Origin of the sequence: Novosphingobium taihuense (assembly GCF_007830315.1) — a bacterium.
GTDB classification, from domain to species: domain Bacteria; phylum Pseudomonadota; class Alphaproteobacteria; order Sphingomonadales; family Sphingomonadaceae; genus Novosphingobium; species Novosphingobium taihuense.
In genome coordinates, this window is the sequence record NZ_VLKJ01000003.1 from 407,514 (window position 1) to 430,670 (window position 23,157).

The 23,157-nt window shown below is 64.4% G+C and carries 26 protein-coding genes and 1 tRNA gene; 12 read left to right on the forward strand and 15 right to left on the reverse strand.

Annotation, left to right across the window (positions count from 1 at the left end; genetic code table 11):
* Window positions 1-47: 47 nt before the first annotated feature.
* Window positions 48-2,135 (reverse strand): TonB-dependent receptor, encoded by a 2,088-nt coding sequence (locus IQ25_RS09165; RefSeq protein WP_258536994.1) that lies wholly within the window; start codon window positions 2,133-2,135, stop codon window positions 48-50.
* Between the two features lie 201 nt (window positions 2,136-2,336).
* Between IQ25_RS09165 and arsC the strand changes: the two genes are divergently transcribed.
* Window positions 2,337-2,678 carry an arsenate reductase (glutaredoxin) gene (gene arsC, locus IQ25_RS09170; RefSeq protein WP_144904966.1) on the forward strand — a complete coding sequence of 114 codons (342 nt, stop codon included), beginning with the start codon at window positions 2,337-2,339 and terminating at the stop codon, window positions 2,676-2,678.
* Between the two features lie 96 nt (window positions 2,679-2,774).
* On the opposite strand, the gene IQ25_RS09175 is transcribed toward arsC, so the two are convergent.
* The 5 genes from IQ25_RS09175 to IQ25_RS09190 all read right to left on the reverse strand — a co-directional run bounded on the left by IQ25_RS09175 (window position 2,775) and on the right by IQ25_RS09190 (window position 6,543).
* Window positions 2,775-3,590 carry an SDR family oxidoreductase gene (locus tag IQ25_RS09175; protein ID WP_144904968.1) on the reverse strand — a complete coding sequence of 272 codons (816 nt, stop codon included), beginning with the start codon at window positions 3,588-3,590 and terminating at the stop codon, window positions 2,775-2,777.
* 172 nt (window positions 3,591-3,762) lie between these two features.
* Window positions 3,763-3,912, reverse strand: coding sequence for a hypothetical protein (locus IQ25_RS21010; protein WP_158637715.1), 150 nt, complete (start codon window positions 3,910-3,912; stop codon window positions 3,763-3,765).
* 148 nt (window positions 3,913-4,060) lie between these two features.
* Window positions 4,061-5,191: a M14 family metallopeptidase gene (locus IQ25_RS09180; RefSeq protein ID WP_144904970.1), complete on the reverse strand. Its 1,131-nt coding sequence runs from the start codon at window positions 5,189-5,191 to the stop codon at window positions 4,061-4,063.
* Window positions 5,188-5,793, reverse strand: coding sequence for a DUF4136 domain-containing protein (locus IQ25_RS09185; RefSeq protein ID WP_144904972.1), 606 nt, complete (start codon window positions 5,791-5,793; stop codon window positions 5,188-5,190). Before IQ25_RS09185 ends, IQ25_RS09180 begins: the two co-directional genes overlap by 4 nt.
* Window positions 5,794-5,874: 81 nt before the next feature.
* A complete protein-coding gene (locus IQ25_RS09190) occupies window positions 5,875-6,543 on the reverse strand; it encodes a DUF4136 domain-containing protein (protein ID WP_144904974.1) in 669 nt (222 codons plus the stop codon).
* Between the two features lie 119 nt (window positions 6,544-6,662).
* On the opposite strand from IQ25_RS09190, the gene galE reads away from it, so the two are divergent.
* Window positions 6,663-7,661 (forward strand): UDP-glucose 4-epimerase GalE, encoded by a 999-nt coding sequence (gene galE / locus IQ25_RS09195; protein WP_144904976.1) that lies wholly within the window; start codon window positions 6,663-6,665, stop codon window positions 7,659-7,661.
* On the opposite strand, the gene IQ25_RS09200 is transcribed toward galE, so the two are convergent.
* Window positions 7,658-8,410: a hypothetical protein gene (locus tag IQ25_RS09200; protein WP_144904978.1), complete on the reverse strand. Its 753-nt coding sequence runs from the start codon at window positions 8,408-8,410 to the stop codon at window positions 7,658-7,660. The genes galE and IQ25_RS09200 overlap by 4 nt on opposite strands.
* Before the next feature lie 190 nt (window positions 8,411-8,600).
* On the opposite strand from IQ25_RS09200, the gene ykgO reads away from it, so the two are divergent.
* Both ykgO and IQ25_RS09210 read left to right on the forward strand, forming a co-directional pair.
* Window positions 8,601-8,726 (forward strand): type B 50S ribosomal protein L36, encoded by a 126-nt coding sequence (ykgO, locus tag IQ25_RS09205; RefSeq protein WP_011446910.1) that lies wholly within the window; start codon window positions 8,601-8,603, stop codon window positions 8,724-8,726.
* Window positions 8,727-8,857: 131 nt separating this feature from the next.
* A complete protein-coding gene (locus IQ25_RS09210; RefSeq protein ID WP_144904980.1) occupies window positions 8,858-9,466 on the forward strand; it encodes an HAD-IA family hydrolase in 609 nt (202 codons plus the stop codon).
* Window positions 9,467-9,626: 160 nt separating this feature from the next.
* Here IQ25_RS09210 and IQ25_RS09215 read toward each other — a convergent pair whose 3' ends face one another.
* From IQ25_RS09215 to pepN, 4 genes are all read right to left on the reverse strand, one after another.
* Complete coding sequence (locus IQ25_RS09215; RefSeq protein ID WP_246415692.1) at window positions 9,627-10,502, reverse strand: OmpA family protein; 876 nt, start codon at window positions 10,500-10,502, stop codon at window positions 9,627-9,629.
* 161 nt (window positions 10,503-10,663) lie between these two features.
* Complete coding sequence (locus IQ25_RS09220) at window positions 10,664-11,290, reverse strand: glutathione S-transferase (RefSeq protein WP_258536995.1); 627 nt, start codon at window positions 11,288-11,290, stop codon at window positions 10,664-10,666.
* 5 nt (window positions 11,291-11,295) lie between these two features.
* On the reverse strand, window positions 11,296-12,054 hold the full coding sequence (gene pgeF / locus IQ25_RS09225; RefSeq protein ID WP_144904982.1) for a peptidoglycan editing factor PgeF: 759 nt from the start codon (window positions 12,052-12,054) through the stop codon (window positions 11,296-11,298).
* Window positions 12,054-14,705, reverse strand: coding sequence for an aminopeptidase N (gene pepN, locus IQ25_RS09230; protein ID WP_144904984.1), 2,652 nt, complete (start codon window positions 14,703-14,705; stop codon window positions 12,054-12,056). The genes pgeF and pepN overlap by 1 nt, the downstream gene beginning before the upstream one ends.
* 56 nt (window positions 14,706-14,761) lie before the next feature.
* Here pepN and IQ25_RS09235 point away from each other — a divergent pair, with 56 nt between their 5' ends.
* The gene (locus IQ25_RS09235) at window positions 14,762-15,610 is read left to right on the forward strand and encodes a Rossmann-fold NAD(P)-binding domain-containing protein (protein ID WP_144904986.1); all 849 of its coding nucleotides are present in this window, start codon (window positions 14,762-14,764) and stop codon (window positions 15,608-15,610) included.
* On the opposite strand, the gene IQ25_RS09240 is transcribed toward IQ25_RS09235, so the two are convergent.
* Together IQ25_RS09240 and IQ25_RS09245 are read right to left on the reverse strand one after the other, a co-directional pair.
* Window positions 15,520-16,443 carry a DMT family transporter gene (locus tag IQ25_RS09240; protein WP_144904988.1) on the reverse strand — a complete coding sequence of 308 codons (924 nt, stop codon included), beginning with the start codon at window positions 16,441-16,443 and terminating at the stop codon, window positions 15,520-15,522. The genes IQ25_RS09235 and IQ25_RS09240 overlap by 91 nt on opposite strands.
* Window positions 16,440-17,456, reverse strand: coding sequence for a threonine aldolase family protein (locus tag IQ25_RS09245; RefSeq protein WP_144904990.1), 1,017 nt, complete (start codon window positions 17,454-17,456; stop codon window positions 16,440-16,442). The genes IQ25_RS09240 and IQ25_RS09245 overlap by 4 nt, the downstream gene beginning before the upstream one ends.
* A gap of 81 nt (window positions 17,457-17,537) precedes the next feature.
* Between IQ25_RS09245 and IQ25_RS09250 the strand changes: the two genes are divergently transcribed.
* Window positions 17,538-17,828 carry a GNAT family N-acetyltransferase gene (locus IQ25_RS09250; RefSeq protein ID WP_144904992.1) on the forward strand — a complete coding sequence of 97 codons (291 nt, stop codon included), beginning with the start codon at window positions 17,538-17,540 and terminating at the stop codon, window positions 17,826-17,828.
* Here the strand turns inward: IQ25_RS09250 and IQ25_RS09255 are convergent, their stop codons facing one another.
* Entirely contained in the window at window positions 17,829-18,797 is a 969-nt protein-coding gene (locus IQ25_RS09255) for a PAS domain-containing protein (protein ID WP_144904995.1), read from the reverse strand.
* Between the two features lie 108 nt (window positions 18,798-18,905).
* Window positions 18,906-18,980: transfer RNA gene (locus tag IQ25_RS09260), tRNA-Thr, on the reverse strand.
* Between the two features lie 154 nt (window positions 18,981-19,134).
* Between IQ25_RS09260 and IQ25_RS09265 the strand changes: the two genes are divergently transcribed.
* From IQ25_RS09265 to IQ25_RS09290, 6 genes are read left to right on the forward strand one after another with little or no spacing between them, the layout of a single operon-like run.
* Window positions 19,135-19,314 carry a hypothetical protein gene (locus tag IQ25_RS09265; protein ID WP_144904997.1) on the forward strand — a complete coding sequence of 60 codons (180 nt, stop codon included), beginning with the start codon at window positions 19,135-19,137 and terminating at the stop codon, window positions 19,312-19,314.
* Between the two features lie 47 nt (window positions 19,315-19,361).
* Window positions 19,362-20,048, forward strand: a complete 687-nt coding sequence (gene gpmA, locus IQ25_RS09270) for a 2,3-diphosphoglycerate-dependent phosphoglycerate mutase (RefSeq protein WP_144904999.1) — start codon at window positions 19,362-19,364, stop codon at window positions 20,046-20,048.
* A gap of 30 nt (window positions 20,049-20,078) precedes the next feature.
* Window positions 20,079-20,564: a 5-(carboxyamino)imidazole ribonucleotide mutase gene (purE, locus tag IQ25_RS09275; RefSeq protein ID WP_144905001.1), complete on the forward strand. Its 486-nt coding sequence runs from the start codon at window positions 20,079-20,081 to the stop codon at window positions 20,562-20,564.
* Window positions 20,564-21,622, forward strand: a complete 1,059-nt coding sequence (locus tag IQ25_RS09280) for a 5-(carboxyamino)imidazole ribonucleotide synthase (protein ID WP_144905003.1) — start codon at window positions 20,564-20,566, stop codon at window positions 21,620-21,622. Before purE ends, IQ25_RS09280 begins: the two co-directional genes overlap by 1 nt.
* A complete protein-coding gene (locus tag IQ25_RS09285) occupies window positions 21,619-22,116 on the forward strand; it encodes a dihydrofolate reductase (RefSeq protein ID WP_258536996.1) in 498 nt (165 codons plus the stop codon). The genes IQ25_RS09280 and IQ25_RS09285 overlap by 4 nt, the downstream gene beginning before the upstream one ends.
* The gene (locus IQ25_RS09290; RefSeq protein WP_181447212.1) at window positions 22,113-23,036 is read left to right on the forward strand and encodes a bifunctional riboflavin kinase/FAD synthetase; all 924 of its coding nucleotides are present in this window, start codon (window positions 22,113-22,115) and stop codon (window positions 23,034-23,036) included. The genes IQ25_RS09285 and IQ25_RS09290 overlap by 4 nt, the downstream gene beginning before the upstream one ends.
* Window positions 23,037-23,157: the final 121 nt, after the last annotated feature.

Consider the following 23,157-nt stretch of genomic DNA (forward strand, 5'->3'; position numbering starts at 1 on the left):
GCGCCCCCTCCCGAGGGATTGGGGGGAAGGAGAGGGCGCCCGGGGGGTCAGAACTTCGCGCGTACTGTCAGGCGGGCATTGATCGGCTCGCCGGTGGAGATGTTGTTGTCGGTGTGCGCGGCGGGGAAGTAGTCGGTGTCGGTCAGGTTCTCGACATTGAGCTGCAGCGAGATGCGGTCTGACAGGTCGTAGAACACCGCTGCATCGACGCGCGTGAACGCAGGCAGCGTCACCGCATTGCTGATGGTGGTGAAGCTCTTCGACTGGTGCGTCACGCCAAGGCCGAGGCCGAGCTTCTCGGTCACGTCATAGCGGCCCCAGGCAGAGGCCTGATGGCGCGGCAGCTGCGAGAGCTTGCGCCCGGCCGGGGCCGAGGTGGTGGCCGAACGCACTTCGCCGTCTTGCAGCGTGTAGCCAAGGCTCACCTGCAGCTGCGGCAGCACGCGGCCTGCGAGCGAGAGTTCCACGCCCTTGGCGCGGGTCTTGCCCGACAGTTCGGGTAAGCCGGTGACCGGGTTGTTGAAGCGCGAGTTCTCGCGGTCCAACTGATAGACAGCAGCGGTAAAGGCGAGGCCCGGATTGATGTCCCACTTCACGCCCGCCTCAAGATTCTCGAACTGCTCTGGCGCCAGCGTCGCCTGCGTCGCGTCGAGCGAGCCGAACTGGTCACCCGATTGCGGCAGGAAGGTGCGGGTGAAGCTGCCGTAGAAGCTGACATTCTCCTGCGGCTTGAGGATCACGCCAAAGCGCGGCGACCATCTGCGGTCGGTGCGGGCCGCCGTGGTCGAATTGATGCGGTTGTCGGCGCTGATGCGGAATTCATCGAAGCGCACGCCCGCCACGACCTGCAGGAACGAGGCCAACTCGATCTGGTCCTGGAAGTAGGCTGACCAGGTATCGACGCGGCTGAAGGTCGAGCGGCTGGGGGCAGCGAAGGTGACCGCCGGAATCGTCAGGCGCTTGGCCAGCGTTACGGTGGTAGACCCGGCAAATATCGGGTCGGAACGCAGGCTCGAGGTGTCTTGGCTCGAAACTTCGAGGCCCGCCAGCACCGTGTGGCCAATGCCGCCGGTCTGGCCTTCCCAGACGAGGTTGGTCTGCCCGACCCAGCTTTCGCGCACGTTCGCGCTCGAATAGCCCGAGAGCGTCAGCTGGTTGGCGGAATTCACCGCGCTTCCGGCAAAGACGTTGCCGTAATACTTGTCGGTGTGGGTGTACTGGCCCAGCACGTTGAAGCTCAGGCCATCGGCCAGTTCGTGATCGAGGCGAGCCTGCGCGATATGCGCGACGACCGTTGCAATGTTGACGTCCGAGCGGCCGAAGAAGGTATCGTCATAGCCGGTCAGCGGCTTGCCGTTTACCGAAGGCACGCCGCGGTCGGTGGTGCGGCGGTCGTCGTCGTAATTGTAGGACAGTTCGATGCGGGTCTTCTCGCCCGGCTGGAAGGCCATGGTCGGGTTCACGCCGATGAAGCGCCCCTCGAAGTCCTGGCGGTGGTTGTCGAATTCCTCGTACGTGCCGTTGAAGCGCGCGCCGACGGTTTCGGTGAAGGGCTGGTTCCAGTCGGCAGCAAGAGCAAAGGCGCCGAAGCTGTCGACATTGGCGCTGGCCTCGCCCTTGGTCCGGTCAAGGTCGGGCGTCTTGCTGACGCGGTTGACCACGCCGCCACCGCCGCCACGGCCGAACAGAAGCGCGTTGGCGCCCTTGAGCACTTCGACACGCTCGATGTTGTAGAGCGAGCGATAGTACTGCGTGTCGTCGCGCAGGCCATCGAGGTAGAAGTCGGCAGTGGTGTTCTGGCCGCGCAGGTTGATCTGGTCGCGATGGCCTTCTCCCTGGCCGAGCACCACGCCCGGAACATAGCGCAGCGCATCGCCCAGCTGGGTTATGCCCTGATCGTCAAGCTGTTCGCGCGTCAGCACGGTGATGGTCTGGGGCACGTTGACCAGCGGGGTCGGCGTCTTCACCGCATTGGCATCGACCGGGCGATAGCCGTCGGCCGTGCCGGTCACGACGATCACGGTGTTGGTGTTCTCGGCCTCCAGCGCGGCGTCGGCAGGCACCAGATCCTCCGCAAAGGCAGCGGTCGGCATCAGCATGGTTCCGGCAAGCAGCAGGCTGGAAAGACGATTCACGGTAGTCCCCTTAACGATCACGTGTTTGCGATAATCATTCGCAAGAGGCGAACTATTGCGACTCAATCGCACTTGCAAGCCAATTTTTGCGAATTTTTCGCAATAACATTGACCTAGGTCAAAGCGCCGGTCTCAAACGCGTTATTGCGGCCCCGGACCGCCGGGCTATGAGACGCAGCAACGCACATGCAGGAGGCACCGATGAAGGCGACGATCTGGCACAACCCCAATTGCGGCACCTCGCGCAACACGCTGGCAATGCTGCAGGACGCAGGCGCGCAGGTAACGGTGATCGAATACCTCAAGACCCCGCCCACCGCCGAAAAGCTCGCCCAGCTCTACCGCGATGCCGGATTGACCCCGCAACAAGGTCTGCGCCTGCGCGGCACCTACGCCGAGGAACGCGGGCTACCGTCAGCCGATGACGCCACGGTGCTGGCCGCCATGGCCGCCGAGCCCAAGCTGATCGAGCGCCCGCTGGTGGAGACGGACAAGGGCGTCCGTCTGTGCCGTCCGAAGGAAAAGGTGCAGGAGATTTTGTAGGACAGGTGGCTGCAGGGGAAATGGTCGCCCTCCCAACCCGTCCAATTCAAACGGGCAGTGGCACCCATTTGAGGCGGCTTCGCCGGTAAGAATAGGTCATGCTTCGGCACCAAAGAAATGGTTTGCCGTGGCACCACCATCTATCAGAAAGTCACTCCCGGTTATGAAGCCGCCGTCAGGCCCCATGATGTGCGCAGCCAGCGCCGCTATCTCGTCCGGCGTGCCCGCGCGCCCAGCGGGCATCTCCGCAAGCATGGCTTGATAGAAGGCGGCCCGCTCACCGTGAAGCTCGTCATGAGCGAGGGGGGTCACGATGATGCCCGGACTGATTGCGTTGACCCGAGCACCTTGACGCGCCCATTTGACAGCTTCGCCCCGAACACGAAGCGAGTTACAGCGCTTCGCCAATTGATAGGCGTGCAGCGTGTCGCGCGCCCCTTTCACGAAATCGAGATCAAGCAAGTCCTCCGACGGCGCGGTTGCCAGCAGTGCATCCTGCTCTGCAGTGAGGGCCGGCATGCGGTAGCCAGATTGGGAAGAAATCACGATACCGGAGCCGCCCTGCGCCATGATCGCGCCGAAAGTCTCCAGCACGACGGCAGTCCCGTACATATCGACTTCCAGAATTCTATGAATCGGCGCTTGTGAAGGCGAAACGCCTGCCGCCTGAATCAGCGCCTTTATCGGACCGATCTTCTGGGCCTTCAACGCCACAGCTTCAACCATGCTGCGGTTGGCGATGTCAGCAGCCAAGGCTGTTACCTCAAATCCAGCTAGAGCCAAATTGTGCGCTGATTCGTCTGCCGCTTCTTGCGTCAGGTTCGCGACGACGACATGGCGCCCGCTGCTTATGCGCCGGGCAATGGCAAGGCCGATACCTCCGGCACCAAACACAACCGTCAACTCTGCCATGCTTCAAATCTTCTTGTCTGGTGGGACCTCGACATATCCCCACAATCTTGAAGTCTGTGCAGATTGCAAGTCACGCGCTCCGCGAAGCAAACCATGCGCTGGACCATACTGTTCAGAGCAGCATGACTCTGAAGCATACCTCCTGCTTGGCGTCTGCAGAGTTACAAGCGGTTCAGAAGAAGAGGAAAGGCTTGCCCGCCATGATCAACGCGGCGGCGCAGCCGAGCACGATCGTCTTGCGCGCAAGGTCATGCAGCGAGAAGTCTGCGAGGGGCGCGTGGATGAGGGCGATGGTGCGGGCCATTTCCGTGCCATGCGCCATGACCTCTTAACGTTGCGTAAAGGGCGCAAACTCCCGCCTTCGTCATTGCGAGCGACCGCAGGGCGCGCGGCAATCCAGAGCGGTGCTGCGCCGACTCTGGATTGCTTCGTCGGCTTCACCTCCTCGCAATGACGAAGAGGCTAGGGAATCATCCCTCAAGCCACTCCAGTAGCGACGCCAGGCAATCTCTTGCGAGCAACTTGGAGCGTTCCGGGCTCCAGCCCTGTTCCTTGCAGGGCAGGTCGTCGTTGTCCTTGAACGGCATTTCCAGCGTCATCGCCACGCAGCCGAAGCGGTGGGCGACCTGGTTGGTGGACATCGTCAGGTTGGCGCGGCCCGGTGCTGCCACGGGATAGCCGCGCCGCGTCTGGAAATCGGGGGTACGGCGTTCAAGAATGCGGCGGTAGCGTTCGTAGGACGCGCCAAGCTCGTCGGTCCACGAAGGGATGCCCTCGAATCCGGCGAGGAACACGTGCGGGATCGCCTCGTCGCCGTGGACGTCCATCGCGAAGTCCACGCCAGTTTCGTCCATCGCATTGCGGATCGCCAGCACTTCTGGCGAGCGTTCCGGCGTCGGCTCGTGCCATTCGCGGTTGAGGTTCACGCCCACGGCATTGGTGCGCAAATGCCCCCGGCACGAGCCGTCCGGATTGGCATTGGGCACCACGTGGAAGCGGCAGAGCTGGCGCAGGCGGCGGCCATGCGGGTCCGCCGGATCGGTCAGCAGTTCGAGCGCGCCTTCCATCCACCATTCGGCCATCGATTCGCCGGGATGCTGGCGGGCGTAGAGCCAGACCTGCTTCGGACCTTCGCCCACTTCAAGGCAATCAATCGGCTGGCCCTCGATGCTGGTGCCAAGGCAGCGATGGGTCACGCCGGGCAGTGCCGCTGTCTGCGCCACAAGATCGTGATGCCGCTCCATCGAATAGGGCGCGAAGTAGGCGAACCAGCAGGTGCCCGCCTCCGGCGTGTGGCGGATGGTCAGCGTGCCGCCATTCTCCTGCGGATCATAGCGCGTATCGGTGCGGCCCCAGAACTCGCGATCTTCGGAAAAAGCCGCGCGGTATCCCGGCCAGCCTCCGGGATAGGCCGAGTTGCCAAGCCCGGTGATCTTCAGCTCAAGCTCACGCCCTACAGCCCTGTCGACGCGGAAGTGGAACCACTGGAAGAACTCGGAATCGCGGTCCTTGCGGATCGCCAGCCGTGCACTCGCGCCCGAAACCTGGAGCACTTCGATATTGCCGGAATCGAACGCGGCATTGATGCGGATGTCATTCATTTAACGGTGATAGTCTCACCAGACGTGCCGGGGAAGCCCGAGAACAGGGCATGGGCAAGGCGCGGCGCGGCCATGGCGGTATCGGCTTCCTTGGCCTTGACGTTCTCGCGGTTGTCGGCGCGGCCTTCCCACAGCGCCTCGCCGGTCTTGCGGTCTCGGATACGCACTGAAAGGCGGGTGACGACGTATTCCTTTGGCCCACCACCAAGGTTGATTCCAAGTCCCAGCCCGACGCCGCCGCCATAGCTCCCGGTCGATCCGCCAACGCCCACGCTCACCGGCCCGCGCTGCTTCTCGCGTTTCTGCACTTCGCGGTCCACGCGCACTTCGGCCACGACATCGACCGCGCCCGGCGTTGCACTGCCGAACCCGTTGGCCATCAGTTCCTTCTGCACGGCATCCAGCCACACCTGATTCTCGAGGCTCGACGGGTCCGCCCCCGGCGCCGCCTCGACGATCACTGCCGCGCCTTTCAGCCGGGGCAGGGTCTGCGCGGTGTGGAAGCGGGTCACGTCAATCGGCGCGGGCTTGGCCATGGCCGGGGTCGCGACCAGCAGGGCGGCCAGCAGGCTTGGGGCAATTGCGGCAGAAAGGCGATTCATAGGCTTGCGTCCCGTTGTCATGGCGTCAGTGGTGCTACGCTCTGTTCTTCGTCGCAATGCCAATTGGCACAGTGACAGCGATCAGCTCGCCGGAACGACCTGCGCGTCGGCAAACTTCGCGAACAGCGCCGATGCCAGCCGTGCCGCCACTGCGCCGTTGTTCAACCCATCGTCGTCCTCGCGCGTTTGCGCTTCGGCGTGGCCTTCCCACAGCACGCGATTGCTCGCCTTGTCGCGGATGCGCACGTCGAGCCGCGTGGCGATGATCGCCTTCTTCGCCTTGGTCAGGTCGATGTTGAGTGCCATGGCGGTGTAGTTGCCGCGATTGGAAACTCCCACTTCCATCGCGCCCGAAACCGGCTTGCGCTTGGCCTCTTCGGGCACGACCTCTTCATGGCGGATGCCGATCTGCGCGATCTGCCCGCCTTCCGCACCGCTCACTGCCGTGTCGTATCCCAGCTTGGCCAGCTGATCGACGACGGCGGCTTCATAGACCGGCAGCTTCCATTCGGCCTCCGTGCCATCGGCTGCGGCTACGGTGATTGGTCCCTTGCCCAGCAGCGGCGCGGCATCTGCGGCCTGGAATGCCTCTACTTCGACCTTCTTGGCCGGTTCGATCGAACGCCTGCCGTCGGCCCCGCGCAGACGCTGGTCCATCGGCGAATCCCACCGCCCACCCATCGGCTGGGCCACGGCGGTTCCGGCAATGGCAAGGGTCGCAACGGCGCAGAGAAGCAGTTTGTGATTCATTTGGTATTTATCCCGTAAGGGGCTGATGCGGACCCGCCCGAGCGTGTAAAGTGCCCGCGCTGTCGCAGTCATGAACGCGTTTGCGGGGCAAATCCTGCGCGCAAAGGAGCAGAACGCCAATGTCGAAGGTCCCCGTACTCGTCACCGGCGGCGCAGGCTATATCGGCAGCCATGCCGTGCTGGCGCTGAAGGATGCGGGCTACTCCGTGGCGGTGATCGACAACCTGACCACCGGCTTCCGCTTCGCCGTGCCCGATGGCGTCGCTTTCTATGAGGGCGACATCGAGGACGGCGCACTCCTCGCACGCATCTTTGCAGAGCAAGGCATCCGCGCGGTGATGCACTTCGCCGGGTCGATCATCGTCCCCGAATCGGTCGAGAACCCGCTCAAGTATTATCACAACAACACCGCCAAGAGCCGCGCGCTGATCGCCGCTGCGGTCGCGGCGGGCGTGCCGCACTTCATCTTCTCCTCCACGGCGGCGACTTACGGCATCCCCGAAGTCTCGCCGGTCACCGAAGACAGCCCCAAGCTGCCGATCAATCCCTACGGCATGTCCAAGCTGATGACCGAGACCATGCTGGCCGACGTCGCCGCCGCGCACCCGCTCAACTACTGCGTCCTGCGCTACTTCAACGTGGCAGGCGCAGACCCGGAGGCGCGCACAGGCCAGTCCACGGCAGGCGCCACCCACCTGATCAAGGTCGCGGTCGAGGCAGCATTGGGCAAACGCGCCTCGGTCGGCGTGTTCGGCACCGATTTCGCCACGCATGACGGCACGGGCGTTCGCGATTACATTCACGTCTCGGACCTAGCCGCCGCGCACGTTCTCGCGCTCGAGGCGCTGATCGCGTCGCCCACGCAATCGCTGACCATGAACTGCGGCTACGGGCGCGGCTTCTCGGTGCTCGACGTGCTCGATGCGGTCGATCGCGTCACCAACCGCAAGATCGTGCGCGAATTGCAGGGCCGCCGTGCGGGCGATCCCGATTCGCTGATTTCGGACAACAGCCGGATCAAGGCGACGCTGCCGTGGCAGCCGAAGTACGCCGATCTCGATACCATCGTTGCCCACGCCCTTGCCTGGGAGCGCAGGCTGGGCGAGATTCGCGCCTAGCAGGCTTTCGCCTTGCCATAGCGCTCTCGCCACTCGGCATGGCTGATGAAGCTGCCGTCCGGCTGGCGCAGCAGGTCGCACTGGGTGGCGGTCGTCCGGCTGATCTGCTGCCAGTTGTCCATGCGGTCGGTGCCGAAGTTGAAGCACAGGAACACCGCGCGCTCGTCCAGCCGCCCGATCGCTGTCGAGTGATTGAACTTCGGGCCGAACACCAGGCCCTTGCCCAACCGGTAGGTCAGGTCGCGCTGGTTGCCGAGCACGCTGTCATAGGTCATGCCCATCTCGCTGGCATTGGCGGTCAGCGGCGCCATCAGCGTGAACGCCTCGCTCTGCTCGGTCAGCCAGTCGCAGTGCATGTCGAGCGCATCGCACTTGCTGCGGGTGACAAAGAACCCGGCGAAGAGCCGAATCTCGCGATCGTGCGGCACGAACGGCGCCACAAGCGCGGCGACGCCAAGCCGGTCGTAGATGCTCTCGAACCAGTTGAACGCTTTCTCGTCGGCATGGCTCAGCCAGCAGATGTCGCTGCGCCAGTGCAGGGGGCGTTCGTTGTAGAGCGCCACCCCGTTCGACAGGCGGTAGCGCCCCTGATTCTCGTCCATCGCCCGCGATTCGGCAGCAAGCGGCGCAAGCTCATCCAGCAGATCGCCCGGAATATCGATCTCGAAGGCGTTCACCGCGAGAAGCGACGGGTTGAGGAACCACGATTCGCCTGCGTTCTGGATGACGCCCTGCGGCTGGATCAACATGCTGGCTTTCCCGAAGACCAATCAGGCCCCATCCGCCTGATGGCGCGGTGTTTGCACAGGCCCCCCACCTTTGCAAGAAAGCGCGCAGGGCCGCCGATTTGCCTTGCGCAGGGTTGACTTGGGGGAATGCCCCCACTAACGGCGTCGCTTCAGTTTTCGGCCCGGTCAGCTTCGGGCAAAGGGATTCGACATGAAGATTCGCAACAGCCTGAAGTCGCTCAAGGACCGCCACCGGGACAACCGCGTGATCCGCCGCCGTGGCCGCGTCTATGTGATCAACAAGACCCAGAAGCGCTTCAAGGCGCGCCAGGGTTAATTCACCAGTTTCGGTGCAGTCTCGCGACGGCGGGGCTGCATCGGAAACCTGCAGGCTGGAAAGCCAGCCACGCTGCCCCCGCCGAAACGCGGGGGCGCTGTCGTTTCTGGACCTGACGTGGCGAGGCGGGCATGCCGGTTGAAGCAGTCGTGTGGGACATCGGCCGCGTGCTGGTGCAGTTCGATCTCGCCGGCATCTATGCCGATGCGATTCCCGATCCTGCCGAACGCGCGCGCTTCGTTTCCGAAGTCGTCACAGAGGACTGGCACGCCCAGCATGACGAGGGCGTGTCCTTTGCTGATATGGTCGCAGCCCGAACGGCAGAATTTCCCCAGCATGCCGACCGAATCGCGCTCTATGCCAGCAACTGGCTCGCCAGCCTGCCGGGGCCGGTGCCGGGCACGCATGAGCTGATCGAGCGGCTGGCGGCGCAGAGAGTGCCACAATACGCGATCACCAACTTCGGCATCGATTCGTGGGCCCTGTTTCGCCCGACCTTCCCGATTCTCGATCACATGCGCGACATCGTGATCTCGGCGGTCGAGCGCTTGGTGAAGCCCGATCCGGCGATCTTCCATCTCGCCGCGCGCCGCTTTGGCCGTGCGCCGGAGACGATGCTGTTCATCGATGACAACGCGGCGAACATTGCCACCGCAAGGGCGCTCGGCTGGCACGTCCACCACTTCACTGGCGACCCGGACGTGCTGGCGGCGCGGCTTGAGGCGCTGGAGTTGCTCTAGCCTCTGCTTTGCCCCCCAGAAACAACGTCACCCCGGACCTGATCCGGGGTCCCGCTGTTTCCGGCGACGAAGCGCACCAGGACAAGTAAGCGGAACCCCGGGTCTGAGCCCGGGGTGACGTCAGAGGGGAAGGGACGCTAGATGTGCGCCCCTATCCGCATCAAAGCCCGTCGATCGCCTTGCTGACCAGCACGTTCACCGCAACGCGGCGGTTCTGGGCCTTGCCTTCCTCGGTGGAATTGTCAGCTGCCGGGTCGGATTCGGCCATGCCGGTCGGGGTCAGCATGCGGTAGGGTGCCCAGCGGCACTGCTGCTGCAGGAAGTTGATCACGCTGGCGGCGCGCTTCTCGCTCAGCGTCTGGTTGTATTCCTCGTCACCGACCGAATCGGTGTAGCCAACCACCAGCATCAGCGCGTTCTCGGTGCCGTTCGCCATCGAGGCGGCCTGGCACAGCTCGGCCTTGGCCTGCGGGGTCAGCGCATACTTGCCGGTGTCGAAGTAGACGTTGGTCGTCGCCTTGATGTTGTACTTGTCGATGTCGCCCATGCGACCCTTCAGCGCGGCGGTGGCCGCCGTCTGCTCGGCAAAGCCTTGCGCGGTGCCGTTGCGGATCATCTTGGCGGTCTTGAAGTCACCGTTGCGGAAGGTGATCTGACTGGCCAGCAACGTTTCGCCCGCCTGCATTGTCTTGACCGTGACCGGCAGGCCATTGAGCAGGTTCTCGGTCGTCAACTTCTTCGATCCGAACAGGCCCGTGCTGGCTTTGACCGTCGTTGCATCGTTGAAGAACACTACCGTGCTGGTGCCGTCGTCGGCGGTGATCTTCATCTTGTCGCCCTTGCGCGCGGTGATGATGCCCTTCACCTCGGGGCCCTTGGTCATGGCCGAGGTATCGGGGACAACCTCGCCTTCGACGATGATGTTGGGGTCCTGCATGCCGTTCTGCTGAGGTTGCGCCACAGCAATCGCAGAGACAGACGCGGCAGCAGCGGCCAGCAGGAACATGCCTGCGCGCTTGGGTTGAGTGGTAGTCATCGAAAAGCTCCTTGCGACCTTCAAAAATGTGTCGGTGTTGCGACGGAACTTTCGCGCTGATGAACGACGGATCCCGGGAACCCGATTTCGGGCATTGAAAGCGCTGCTCGTGCGACGAACCGAGTGGGCCGTGCGCGATCAGGGGATGGGTTGAAGGTCATTCAGGATGGAAAAACCGTCACCGCGTCGCCTTCGCGCCATGGCTGGAACTTGCCCATGACGCTCGCGAACAGGCTGGATTCGAGGTGCGCGGACAGCCAGCGATGAAGGCGTGGCAGGGGCTGGCCCTCGAACCATGCCGCATCTGTTGCGGCGAACTGGCGCACGAAGGGCATCACCGCAATATCGGCAAGACCACGCTCACTCCCGCAAAGTTGTCCGTGCTCAGCCAGCCGCAAATCCAGATCAGTGAGAAACGCCATGCCGCTTTCCCGATGCGCCAGCGCATCGCTGCCATGGCGCTCCGGATACTTGTAGCGATCGAGGTCGTGCTTGAACGGACCATCGTTGCGCGCGATCAGGGCTGCATCGTCCCGTTGCAGCCAGCCTTCGGGATCGCTCTGCGCAAGTGCCCAGTGCATCACGTGAAGGCTCTGTTCGATCACCGCGCCATCGGGCAGCACCACAACCGGCACCGTCCCCTTGGGCGAGGCGTCGAGCATGGCTTGCGGCTTGGCTGAAAGCTTGATCTCTCGCAGTTCAACGCGAACGCCACTCACCGCAATCGCCAGCCGCGCCCGCATCGCATAGGGGCAGCGGCGGAAGCTGTAGAGAACCGGCAGCGCCACGGATTTCAGCCCGGAAGCGCAATCAGCGAGATCTGCCTGCCATAGCCCGGTTCCTTGCGGTGGGTGGCGCGGCGGAAGGAGTAGAACCGCTCCTCCCGCGCATAAGTGTCCTCGCCCAGCATGCCGACGCGGGTCAGGCCCGCATCGCGCAGGCGTGAGGCAACGTAGCCTTCAAGGTCGAACCAGGCATGGCCTTCACGGCCTGCGCGGAAGAAGCGTTCATTTTCCGCAGCCTGCTCAAGGAAGCGCACTTCGAAGCCGGAATCCACTTCATAGCTCTTCTGCGCAATGCACGGGCCGACCACGGCGGCAATGTTGTCGCGGGTGGCGCCCAGCGCTTCCATCGCCGCAATGGTGGCATCGGTCACGCCGGTGAAGGCGCCTTTCCACCCGGCGTGCGCCGCGCCGACCACGCCTGCTTCCGCATCGCAGAACAGCACCGGCGCGCAATCCGCCGTCAGCACGCCAAGGACCACACCGGGACGGTCCGTTACCAGCGCGTCAGCCTTGGGGCGATCCGCGTCGGCCCAGGTCTCGGTTACCGTCACCACGTCGGCGGAATGGATCTGGAAGCAGGTCTGCAAGGTCCCGCCCGGCAGCACCGCCTCCACCGCTCGGCGGCGGTTTTCGGAGGTCAGCGAAGGATCGTCCTCGCTGTAGCTGACGTTCAGCCCTGCAAGGTCGCCCGTGCTGACCCCGCCCCTGCGGCCAAGGAAGCCGTGGGCGGCGCCAGCGAGCAGCGGATGGGTAAGCGCCTCGACCATTACGCCTCTAGGCTCTTGCTCACCTGCTCGCGCACATCGCGTGACAGCGTCGGCTCTGCGGCGATGCGCTCAAGTTCGGCGCGCATCAGCGCGGCGCGGGCCTCGTCCACCTTCTTCCAGCGGCCAAGGTAGGGCACGAAGCGCGCCGCCACATTGCCGTTGATCGGATCGAGCTTCAGGATCAGGTCCGCAATCAGCCCGTAGCCTTCACCACCGGCCTTATGGAACGCCTGCGCATTGGCGGCAAAGGCCATCCACAGCGCGCGGACGCGGTTGGGGTTGGTCATGGTGAAATCGGGATGCTCGGCCAGGGCCTTCACATGCTCGGTCGCCTTGGGGTTGAGCGAACCTGCCTGCAGTGAGAACCACTTGTCGATCACCAGCATGTTGCCGGCAAAACGCGCGTGGAAATCGGCCAGCGCCGCCTCGCGCTCCGGACAATCGAGGCTGCACAGCACCATCAGCGCGCCCTGGCGGTCGGTCATGTTGGTGGCGGCATCGTACTGCGCCTTGGCCCGGCGCGCGGCCTCTGCGGGATCGGCAGCGCCAAGATAGACGAGCGCTTGCGTCTTGCACTTTCGTGCCCCCCGCGCCTCGGCCTCAAGGCTGTAGGGCACGGCAGAAACGCGGTCATGCAGGGCGAGCCACTTGTCCTTCAGCGTTTCGCCCAGCCAGCGCTTCAACCCTTCGCGCTCTGCAAATATGCGCGTCGGGTCGGCGCGGGTCAGTTGTTCGGCAAGGTAGGCTTCGCCCGGCAGGATCAGCAATTCGCCGCGCATCAGGTCATCAAGCGCGGCGTCGTCGAGAATTGCGCCCATCGCCGCGCCGATGGCGGCCTGCGATTCCTCGCGCTTTTCCAGCGTCCCCGCCACCGCGCCAACCAGATGCCGCACGATCAGCTGCTGCATTGCTTCGTAGCGGGCAAAGGGATCGTCGTCGTGACGGGCGAGGAAAACGAGGTCTTCCGTTGTCACCGGGGCGACGATCTCGACCGGCGCGGAGAAGCCGCGGTTGATGGAAAGGACGGGCAGCGACGTGAACCCTTCGAAGGTGAACGACTGCTCGGCCTCGGTCAGGACGATCAGTTCCTCGCCGTGGTGCTCGCCCGTCTCACGGTCGAACAGAGCAATGCGCAGCGGGATCAGGAATGGCTTCTTCTCCGGTTGTCCCGGTGTGGGGGCAGTTGCCTGCTTGAGCGTGAGAGTTACCCCTCTGCCTCCGAGAGTTGCCCCTTCGCCCTCGAGAGTTGGATTTGCGCTTTCGAGAGTCATGCCAACGCTCACGCGCGGAGTTCCGGCCTGTTCGTACCAGTTGCGGAACTGCTTGAGGTCCAGCCCCGCGCCATCTTCGATAGCCTTTACAAAGTCTTCGCAGGTCGCCGCCTCGCCATCGTGGCGGTCGAAGTAGAGCGTGGTGCCTTCAAGGAACCGCTCCATGCCCGCCAGCACGGTCATCATGCGGATCACCTCGGCGCCCTTGTTGTAGACGGTCGCGGTGTAGAAGTTGCTGATTTCCTGATAGGAATCGGGGCGGATCGGATGCGCCAGCGGCCCTGAATCCTCAGGAAACTGCACGGCCCGCAGGATCCGTACATCCTCGATCCGCTTGACCGGCGCAGAGCCGCGGTGGGCGCTAAACTGTTGATCTCTAAGGACTGTGAAGCCTTCCTTGAGGGAAAGCTGGAACCAGTCGCGGCAGGTTACGCGGTTGCCCGACCAGTTGTGGAAGTACTCATGCGCCACCACGCCCTCGATCGCGTCATAATCGCCATCGGTCGCGGTTTCGGGATCGGCCAGAATATAGCGCGTATTGAAGACGTTAAGGCCCTTGTTCTCCATCGCACCGGCGTTGAAGTCGCTGACCGCGACGATGTTGAAATCATCGAGGTCGTATTCGCGGCCATAGACGTCCTCGTCCCACTTCATCGAGGCGATGAGCGAGCGCATGGCATGGTCGGTGCGCTCCTCGTCGCCGGGGCGGACGTAGATCGCCAGGTTCACCTTGCGGCCCGATTTTGTCGTGAAACTATCGCGGTTTGCGACAAGTTCACCGGCTACCAAGGCGAAGAGATAGGAAGGCTTGGGCCAGGGATCGTGCCATTCGGCCCAGTGGGTTCCGTCGCCATTCTCGCCCGAAGCAGTGGGGTTGCCGTTGGACAGGAGGACGGGAAACTGCGCCTTGTCCCCGCTCATCCGCACCGAATAGACCGAGAGCACGTCGGGCCGGTCGGGGAAGAAGGTGATGCGGCGGAAGCCCTCGGCCTCGCACTGGGTGCAGAGCAGCCCGTTCGAGGCGTAAAGCCCGGAAAGCTGGGTGTTCGCCGAAGGATCGATAAGCGTTTCGATGCCGACGTCATGGGCATCGCCAGGCAGTTCGATCACGAGATCGGCGCCGTCCATGTGCCAGTCATTGTGGGCGTGACCATCGACGGTGACGGCCTTGGCTTCAATCGCATCGCCGTTGAGGCGCAGCAATGAAGTGCCTGATCCGGCAGCATTCTTCGCAACCTTCAGCGTCGCCTGCACGCGCGTGGCATCGAGCGAGAGCGCGAAGTCGAGAGCGATCTCGGGAACGAGCCATTCGGGCGGGCGATAGTCCGCGCGGTGGATCACGGTGGGGGCGATGGCGGGCTGGCCGGAGAGATCGTTCATGGGCGCCAACTTAGGAACGCGTGCGCGGCGGGGCAATCGCGGTTATCAGGCTTTTGATGGGAAACTTGCTGATCTTTGGAATGGGCTACACCTCGCAGGTCATTGCGAGGCGGTTGCGGGCGCAGGGCTGGACCGTGCGCGGCACGGGAAGCGCGGGCGATATTGCCTTTGCCGACCGTGCTGCGGTGGAGGCGGCGCTGGCGCAGGCGAGCCACGTCCTGTCCTCGGTCCCGCCCATACGCGAAGGCGGCGACCCGGTGTTGCAGGCCTATGGCGAGGCGATTGCCGCTGCGTCGCTTCAAGCCATCGGGTATCTTTCCTCTACCGGCGTATATGGCGATGCGGGCGGGGCGTGGGTGGATGAGGGCTCGGTCGTCGGCACCGGGCGTCGCTCGGCGCGGACGCAGGCTGACCTCGATTGGCAGGCGCTATCGCCGAAGGTGCGGGTGTTCCGCCTGCCCGGGATCTACGGGCCGGGGCGCAGCGCGCTGGAGCGGGTGGCCGAGGGCAAGGCGCACCGAATCGATATTCCGGGGCAGGTCTTCAGCCGCGTGCATGTGGAGGACATTGCCAGCGGGGTGATCGCCGGGTTCGCCGGTCCTGCGGGCATCTACAACCTCGCCGACGACCTGCCGTGCAGCCAGAACGCGGTGATAGAGGAGGCGGCACGGATGCTCGGCGTTTCGCCGCCGCCGATGCAGTCGCTTCAAGAAGCCAACCTTTCGCCCATGGCGCTGGCGTTCTATGCCGAGAACCGGCGCGTGGCGAATGGCAAGGCCAAGCGGTTGCTGGGCTGGAAGCCCGCCTATCCCACCTATCGCGAGGGGTTGCGCGCTCTTAGTGCCAGCACCAGACCGACCATTGCCAGCGCCGATCCGGCCAGCGCGAGCACCGACCAGCGATAGCCCTCGAACACGGTCGAAAGCAGCATTGCGACGACCGGCACCAGCACGCCGTTGTAGGCCCCGCGGCCCGCTCCCAACCGCTGGAGCAGGCGGAAATAGAGCGGGAAGGTCACCACCGAGCCGATCAGGCCGAGATAGAGCACGCCGAACACATAGCCGGGGCGTGGATCGAACTGCGGCGGGCCTTCGACGACCCATGCGAACGCGCCATCCAGCACGGCACCGATCAGCATGCCCCACGCCAGCATCGGGATCATCGGAACGCCGCGCGCCACGGGACTGGCCTGAAGCACGTTGGCCGAAGAGGCACTGAGCAAGGCGGCTGCGGTCAGGGCGATGCCGGTGAGAACCTGGCCTTCAGGCGGCGCCATGCGGTACTCGTGCAGCAGCAGCAAGGCGATCCCGGCGCCGGCAACGGCGGAACCTGCAAGAAAGCCACGCGTGACCGGTTGCTTCAGCACCAGCCACGCGAGCAACGCGTTAGGAACCACGAGCAGCGCGAAGAATACCGCGACGATGCCCGAGGTCAGGTGATGTTCGGCGCGGTAGACGAACTGGAAGTTCATTACGAACTGCAGCAGGCCGAGCAGCGCGGCGACCTTCAGCGCGGTTGCCGAGACACGCAAGGACTCGCGCCGGATCAGCGCCAGCGCGGCCATGCCGATGGCCGCTGCGACAAAGCGCCATGTCACCGACCAGCTTGGCGGGACGCTGCCGATCTGATCCTTGATCACGAGCCATGTCGAACCCCAGATCAGCGCGACAATGAAGAATGGGCCCGCGACGTTCCACTGCCAGAAGCGTGCCTGACCGGGCTGCTCAGGCAGGGTCATAGCGTGGCAATTGCCCGGGCGAGCGCGCCAACGTCGGCAGGATCGCTGTTCCACGCGGTGACGAGGCGTGCGGCACCTGTCGCGCCTTCAGGTGCGGTCCAGTCGTAGAAGTCGAAGCCCTGTGCGCGCAAGGTTGCCTGCTCGGCGGGCGAGAGCACGACAAAGATCTCGTTCGCCTCGACCGGGTGGAACAGGCGTTCGCCGCAGGCCTGCGCAATTTCCTGCGCGGCGGCGTTGGCGGCCCGGGCGTTTTCGAGCCACAGATCGTCCTCGATCATCGCGAGGACCTGCGCGGCAAGGTACCGGCCCTTGGACTGGAGGTGCCCGGCGCGCTTGCGGCGGTAGCGGACCACGTCGGCCAGTTCCATGTCGAAGAACACCAGCGCTTCGGCGTTCATGCCACCGTTCTTGACGCAGCCGAAAGTCAGCACGTCGACGCCCGCCTGCGCCGTCACTTCCGCCGGATGGCAGCCGAGGTGCGCCACAGCATTGGAAAAACGCGCGCCGTCCATATGCAAGCCAAGGCCGCGTCCTTGCGCGAGCGAGCCGATCCGCGCGACCTCTTCCGGCGTATAGACCCGGCCGTATTCAGTCGCCTGCGTGATCGAGATCGCGTGCGGCTGGACCTGGTGGACGTCGTTGCGGATCGGGTCGATCACGCGGGCAATGCTCTCGGGCGTCAGCTTTGCGCCTTCGCCGTCTGCCAGCATCAGCTTTGCACCGTGCATGTAGAAGCCGGGGGCGCCGCCTTCATCCATCTCGATATGTGCCTCGCGGTGGCAGACCACGCCGCCGTGGGGCGGGACCATGGCGGCAAGCGCAAGGCAGTTCGCCGCAGTGCCGGTGGCGACCCAGAGCGCGGTGCATTCGGTGCCGAACAGGTCCGAAAAGGCCTCGTCCATGCGCTGTGAAAGCGCATCGCCGTCGTACCCCGAATCGGGCGCATCGGCGGCGTGCATCGCGGCCCACAGGCGGGGGTGGACGGCGGCGGCATTGTCGGAGAAGAACTTCATGGGAAACCGCAATGTGACCCCGCGCGTTTCGGGTCAAGCGACCCCGAAGTGCCGGGGCGCAAAGGGCAAGGAATTTACCGCATGGCAGATGTCACCATCACCCACCTCGATCAGGGCGCACGCGGCGAATACCACGCCAAGGTGGAAGGTAGCGAGGCGATCGGACGGCTGACCTATCAGCGACAGGGCGACGTGGTGGTGGCCGACCACACCCTGGTGCCGACCGAAATCGGCGGGCGCGGCGTGGCGGGCGAGCTGGTCAAGGCGCTGATTGCTGATGCGCGCAAGTTCGGCTTCAAGATCGAGCCGCAGTGCAGCTATGTCGAGGCCGCATTCCGCCGCCATCCGGAATGGGCTGACCTCAGAGCCTGATCAGGCAGCTTTGGGCAGGGACAGCGTGGCCACAAGGCCGCTGTCCTGCCAGTCTATGCCGAACGTGCCGCCGCGCGCGGCACAGATGCGTTCGATCAGGGTCAGGCCCTGGCCGCCGGACCGTGATGTAGCGGCGACCGGGCGGACGGATTGCTCCTGCCAGATGATGACATGGTGGGCGTCGTCGCCTCCAGCCATTGCGCTTAGCGCGATGGTACCGCCGTGGCCGATTGCGCCATGTTTCGTTGAGTTTACCGTGAGTTCGCCCACGACAAGCGAGATCACATCGGCTTCACGCCTGTTGATTTCGTGCCTGCCCGGGCAATCGAGGACAACTTTCGTGTCCTGCGCTGTGCGGAAAGGCAGGATCAGCGTGGACAGGAGTGCGTGGAGGTCGGTCTCCTCAGCTTCACCGTCGAACAGCGTCTGCGCGGTGGCAAGTGCGGAAATCCGTGCGACCATGTCGATGGCAAATTCGGTGTTGGCCGCGTTTCCGCGCGCGACGGTGCGCAGCATGGCACAGACCATGGCGAAGCTGTTCTTCAGCCGGTGCCGCATCTCCGACAGCAGTATTTTCAGCGCTTCCTGATCGGCATGGAGTTGGCTGACATCGCGCGAGACGGAAATATAGCCTGCGGGCTCGCCATCAGGGCCGCGCACGGCCGAAACGCTGACTTCCCACCAGCGCGGCGTGCCCTTGGCCGTCGGGCAGAAGGCTTCGAGTCGGGCAACGCCGGCCGAGCTTGCGCTGGCCAGTGCATCACGAATGACGGGCTGGGCGTCCTCGGGCCAGAGCGCCGCCCACTCACGACCGCTAAGTAATTCGAAGTTATCGATTTCCATGGCGCAAAGGCCGTTGGGATTGATCCACAAGAGATTGCCCTGCGGATCGACAAGCTTCACGCAATCGGTGCTCTGTTCGATAACGAGGGACAGGCTTTCAGGAGAGAGTTCTGCTTTTGAAAGCATTAGAGAGCCCCACGCACTTGCACTGAGCAATAAAACCCCATCGAAGCGGGAGGTTCCATATATCCAAAGTAAGATTTTGCGGCAAACACCATCGTGTCTGCGGGGAAATGGTGCTGCTGGGGAGGATTGAACTCCCGACCTCAGCCTTACCAAGGATGCGCTCTACCACTGAGCTACAGCAGCACACCATTTCCGCATTACCACTCCGGAACCGCTGACGGGCGGGGTGGGCAGGGGCGCGCTAATGACGGGGGGGGCTGGCTTTGTCAAGCGACGTTCGGGGCCAAAGTCCTGTGGGACTTGCAGTAAGCCGGAGATCGCTGCAATCAGGCGGGCAATGAGCGATCAAGAGTTCACGATGAGCCGCGAGGAGCGGCTGGCCGCACGGCTGCGCGACAACCTGAAACGGCGCAAGGCGCAGGCCCGCGCGCTGGAGGCCGGTGCGGGCGCGGCCGATGCAACCGTGTCCGAATCGCCCGATTCGCCGGAAACCGGGCTTTCCAATCCGGCCGCCTGACGCTAGGGGCGCGGTTCCTTTTTTATAGTCAGCTACAGGATGCCCCGATGCCCCGCCTGATCCTGATTCGCCACGGCCAGTCGCAGTGGAACCTCGAAAACCGCTTCACCGGCTGGTGGGACGTGGACGTGACCGAAAAGGGCGCGGCCGAAGCTTTCGCGGCAGGCAAGCTGCTCAAGGACAAGGGTGTGCTGCCGACGCTGGCCTTCACATCGCTGCAGACCCGCGCGATCAAGACGCTGCATCTGGCGCTGGAAGCCGCTGGCCGCCTGTGGGTGCAGGAAGACAAGGACTGGCGCCTGAACGAGCGGCACTATGGCGGCCTGACCGGCCTCGACAAGGCCGAGACTGCGGCCAAGCATGGCGAAGATCAGGTCAAGGTGTGGCGCCGCAGCTTCGACGTGCCGCCGCCGGTGCTGGAAGCGGGCAGCGAGTTCGATCTGGCTTCGGACCCGCGCTATGCCGGGATCGCGGTGCCTTCTACCGAAAGCCTCAAGGACACCATCGCGCGCGTGCTGCCGTGCTGGGAAGAGAAGATCGCGCCTGCGTTGCGCGCCGGAGAGACGGTGATCGTCTCTGCCCATGGCAATTCGCTTCGCGCGCTGGTGAAGCACCTGTCGGGCATTTCGGACGAGGACATCACGGGGCTCGAGATTCCGACCGGGCAGCCGATCGTCTATGAACTCGACGACAACCTCGCCGAAGTGGAACGCTACTACCTTTCGGAGCGCTGAGCGCCCGTTGGCCTGAAGGGGGCAGGGGAGATGTCTGACAAGCCGCAAGTCGCCATCGTCATGGGCAGCCAGTCCGATTGGGAGACGATGAAGAAAGCTTCGGCCGTGCTGGAAAAGCTGGGCGTGGCGCACGATTGCCGCATCGTCTCGGCGCATCGCACGCCGGATCGGCTGGTGAGCTTTGCCAAGGGTGCACACCTCGAAGGCTTCAAGGTGGTGATCGCAGGCGCGGGCGGTGCGGCGCATCTGCCGGGCATGGTCGCCTCGATGACGCACCTGCCCGTGCTGGGCGTGCCGGTGGAATCCAAGGCGCTGAAGGGCATGGATTCGCTGCTGTCGATCGTGCAGATGCCAGGCGGCATTCCGGTGGCGACGCTGGCTATCGGCGTTCCGGGCGCGACCAATGCGGGTATTCTGGCCGCATCGATCCTGGCGACGTCGGACGAAGCGCTGGCCGAGCGGCTGATCGCTTTCCGCACCGCGCAGACCGAATCGGTGGCGGAGAAGCCGGTCTGATGATCCCTCCCGGCGAGACGATCGGCATCCTCGGTGGCGGCCAGCTTGGCCGGATGATCGCGCTGGCGGCGGCGAACCTCGGTTATCGCTGCCACGTCTATGCGCCGGAAGCGGATTCGATTGCCGCCGATGTCTGCGCGGCCTTCACGCAGGGCGAGTACGACGACGAGGCGGCGCTGGCGGCCTTTGCCGCACAGTGCGCTGTTGTCACCTATGAGTTCGAGAACGTGGCCGCTGCGCCTCTGGCAGCGGTGACGGCCCATGCGCCGCTCCATCCACCGGCCAAGGCGCTGGAAGTGGCGCAGGACCGGGTGAACGAGAAGTCGTTCGTCGAAGCGCTGGGCGGTCGGCCTGCACCATGGGCCACGGTCGATTCGATGGATGATCTGCGCGCGGCGGTGGCAAGCATCGGCGCGCCGGGCATCCTCAAGACGCGGCGCGATGGCTATGACGGCAAGGGCCAGTGGCGGATCATGCAGCCGACCGATGCCGAGGCGGTGGAGCTGCCCGGCAAGCCGCTGATCTACGAAGGCTTCGTGACCTTCGAGGCAGAGTTCTCGGTGATCCTCGTTCGTACGCAAGCGGGCGAAGTGCGCTTCTGGGACAGTGCCGAGAACGTGCACAAGGGCGGCATTCTCGATCGCTCGACCGTGCCGGCATCGCCTGTGATCGTGGCGCAGGTGGAAGAGGCGCGGGCGTTGGCCGCGAAAGTGGCCGATGCGCTGGGCTATGTCGGCGTGCTGACGCTGGAGTTCTTTGCAACGGCCGACGGTCCGGTATTCAACGAGATGGCCCCGCGCGTGCATAATTCCGGGCACTGGACCATCGAAGGGGCGCTCACCAGCCAGTTCGAGAACCACGTCCGCGCGATCTGCGGGCTGCCGCTGGGATCGACCGCGCTGGCAGCGAAGGGCGTGGTCATGGACAACCTGATCGGTGACGATGCGCATGATTGGCCCGCAATCCTTTCCGACCCCGCCAACCACCTGCATCTTTATGGCAAGGCGGCGGTTCGGCCCGGGCGCAAGATGGGCCACGTGACGCGGCTGGTGCTGTGAGCGGGGTCCGTCCCGGACTTTTCCTGATCTATGCCCGCGCCACCAACGGCGTGATCGGCAAGGACAATGCCCTGCCGTGGAGACTGTCTGCGGACCTGAAGCGGTTCAAGGCGCTGACCCTCGGCAAGCCGATGATCATGGGCCGCAAGACCTTCGAGAGCCTGCCCGGCCTGCTGCCCGGTCGCCGCCATATCGTGCTCACGCGCGATGGCGGGTGGAGCGCCGAGGGGGCGGAAGTGGCGACGAGCGTGGAGCAGGCGCTGGCGCTGGCGGGTGGGGGCGAGGTTGCCGTCGTTGGCGGGGCGGAGATTTATCGCCTGTTCATGGCCCTTGCCGAACGCGTTGAATTGACCGAAGTACACGGGACGTTCGAGGGCGATACCATGATGGAGCCGCTCGGATCGGAGTGGATAGAGGTTTCGCGCGACGTGCATCAGGCTGAGTCTGGCAGACCCGCTTTCGATTTCGTCACTTACGCCAAGGCTGGCGCATGATCCGTCTCGACAGCCTGCAACCTGTGCCGGAAGCCCTTCGTGGCGGTATCGTGGCGCTGGGCAATTTCGATGGGTTTCACCTCGGGCATCAGGCCGTGGTGGGTGAGGCGATCCGCTGGGCCAGGGCCGAAGGCCGTCCGGCCATCGTCGCCACGTTTGATCCTCACCCCGTGCGCCATTTCAAGCCTGATGCCGAGCCGTTCCGCCTGACCACGCTGGACCAGCGGCAGGAACTCTTCGCCGCAGCCGGGGCCGATGCCATGCTGGTGATCCACTTCGGCGCGGACGTTGCAGGGATGACCGCGCTCGAATGGATCGAGGCAGGTCTGGTCGGGCATCTGGGCGCCGTGGGCGTGGTGACGGGTGAGGACTTCACCTTTGGCAAGGGCCGCAGTGGAAATGCACAGGTGTTGCGCGAAGATGGTCCGCGTTTCGGTCTAACCGCGCGCGCGGTGGGGCCGGTCACGCGGGAGGGCGAGGTCGTCTCGTCAAGCCGCATTCGCGATGCGTTGAAATCGGGCGACTGCGAGACGGCGACGAAGCTGTTGACGCGGCCTTTCGCGATCCGGGGCATGGTGCAGCATGGCGACAAGCTGGGGCGCACGATCAACTTCCCGACCGCCAACCTCGACATCGGCATGTACCTGCGCCCGCGCTATGGCATCTATGCGGTGACGGGGCGCTTGCCTGACGGGCGCGTGCTCAAGGGCGCGGCAAATCTGGGCATCCGCCCAACCTTCGATCCGCCCAAGGAGCTGCTGGAGCCGCACTTCTTCGATTTTTCGGGCGATCTCTACGGGCAGGAAATCGAGGTGGCATTCCACCATTTCCTGCGGCCAGAGGCGAAGTTCGATGGCCTCGATACGCTGGTGGCGCAGATGGAGAGGGACTGCGAACGAGCGCGCGAGTTGCTGGCGTAGCGCTCTTGCCCACCCCCAACCCCTCCCGCCTGCGGGAGGGGAGTTGAATGACCTGTTCTTGCCCTCCGGCAGGCGGGAGGGCCGCGAGACTTGGAGAGCGTAGCGAACCTAGTCGCAGCGG

What these genes read in the sequence shown, in the direction of transcription:
- arsC (WP_144904966.1), top strand. Translation starts at nt 2,337, where the DNA reads ATGAAGGCGACGATCTGGCACAACCCCAATTGCGGCACCTCGCGCAAC.
- IQ25_RS09175 (WP_144904968.1), bottom strand. Translation starts at nt 3,590, where the DNA reads ATGGCAGAGTTGACGGTTGTGTTTGGTGCCGGAGGTATCGGCCTTGCC.
- IQ25_RS21010 (WP_158637715.1), bottom strand. Translation starts at nt 3,912, where the DNA reads ATGGCGCATGGCACGGAAATGGCCCGCACCATCGCCCTCATCCACGCG.
- IQ25_RS09180 (WP_144904970.1), bottom strand. Translation starts at nt 5,191, where the DNA reads ATGAATGACATCCGCATCAATGCCGCGTTCGATTCCGGCAATATCGAA.
- IQ25_RS09185 (WP_144904972.1), bottom strand. Translation starts at nt 5,793, where the DNA reads ATGAATCGCCTTTCTGCCGCAATTGCCCCAAGCCTGCTGGCCGCCCTG.
- IQ25_RS09190 (WP_144904974.1), bottom strand. Translation starts at nt 6,543, where the DNA reads ATGAATCACAAACTGCTTCTCTGCGCCGTTGCGACCCTTGCCATTGCC.
- galE (WP_144904976.1), top strand. Translation starts at nt 6,663, where the DNA reads ATGTCGAAGGTCCCCGTACTCGTCACCGGCGGCGCAGGCTATATCGGC.
- IQ25_RS09200 (WP_144904978.1), bottom strand. Translation starts at nt 8,410, where the DNA reads ATGTTGATCCAGCCGCAGGGCGTCATCCAGAACGCAGGCGAATCGTGG.
- ykgO (WP_011446910.1), top strand. Translation starts at nt 8,601, where the DNA reads ATGAAGATTCGCAACAGCCTGAAGTCGCTCAAGGACCGCCACCGGGAC.
- IQ25_RS09210 (WP_144904980.1), top strand. Translation starts at nt 8,858, where the DNA reads ATGCCGGTTGAAGCAGTCGTGTGGGACATCGGCCGCGTGCTGGTGCAG.
- IQ25_RS09215 (WP_246415692.1), bottom strand. Translation starts at nt 10,502, where the DNA reads ATGACTACCACTCAACCCAAGCGCGCAGGCATGTTCCTGCTGGCCGCT.
- pgeF (WP_144904982.1), bottom strand. Translation starts at nt 12,054, where the DNA reads ATGGTCGAGGCGCTTACCCATCCGCTGCTCGCTGGCGCCGCCCACGGC.
- pepN (WP_144904984.1), bottom strand. Translation starts at nt 14,705, where the DNA reads ATGAACGATCTCTCCGGCCAGCCCGCCATCGCCCCCACCGTGATCCAC.
- IQ25_RS09235 (WP_144904986.1), top strand. Translation starts at nt 14,762, where the DNA reads ATGGGAAACTTGCTGATCTTTGGAATGGGCTACACCTCGCAGGTCATT.
- IQ25_RS09240 (WP_144904988.1), bottom strand. Translation starts at nt 16,443, where the DNA reads ATGACCCTGCCTGAGCAGCCCGGTCAGGCACGCTTCTGGCAGTGGAAC.
- IQ25_RS09245 (WP_144904990.1), bottom strand. Translation starts at nt 17,456, where the DNA reads ATGAAGTTCTTCTCCGACAATGCCGCCGCCGTCCACCCCCGCCTGTGG.
- IQ25_RS09250 (WP_144904992.1), top strand. Translation starts at nt 17,538, where the DNA reads ATGGCAGATGTCACCATCACCCACCTCGATCAGGGCGCACGCGGCGAA.
- IQ25_RS09255 (WP_144904995.1), bottom strand. Translation starts at nt 18,797, where the DNA reads ATGCTTTCAAAAGCAGAACTCTCTCCTGAAAGCCTGTCCCTCGTTATC.
- IQ25_RS09265 (WP_144904997.1), top strand. Translation starts at nt 19,135, where the DNA reads ATGAGCGATCAAGAGTTCACGATGAGCCGCGAGGAGCGGCTGGCCGCA.
- gpmA (WP_144904999.1), top strand. Translation starts at nt 19,362, where the DNA reads ATGCCCCGCCTGATCCTGATTCGCCACGGCCAGTCGCAGTGGAACCTC.
- purE (WP_144905001.1), top strand. Translation starts at nt 20,079, where the DNA reads ATGTCTGACAAGCCGCAAGTCGCCATCGTCATGGGCAGCCAGTCCGAT.
- IQ25_RS09280 (WP_144905003.1), top strand. Translation starts at nt 20,564, where the DNA reads ATGATCCCTCCCGGCGAGACGATCGGCATCCTCGGTGGCGGCCAGCTT.
- IQ25_RS09290 (WP_181447212.1), top strand. Translation starts at nt 22,113, where the DNA reads ATGATCCGTCTCGACAGCCTGCAACCTGTGCCGGAAGCCCTTCGTGGC.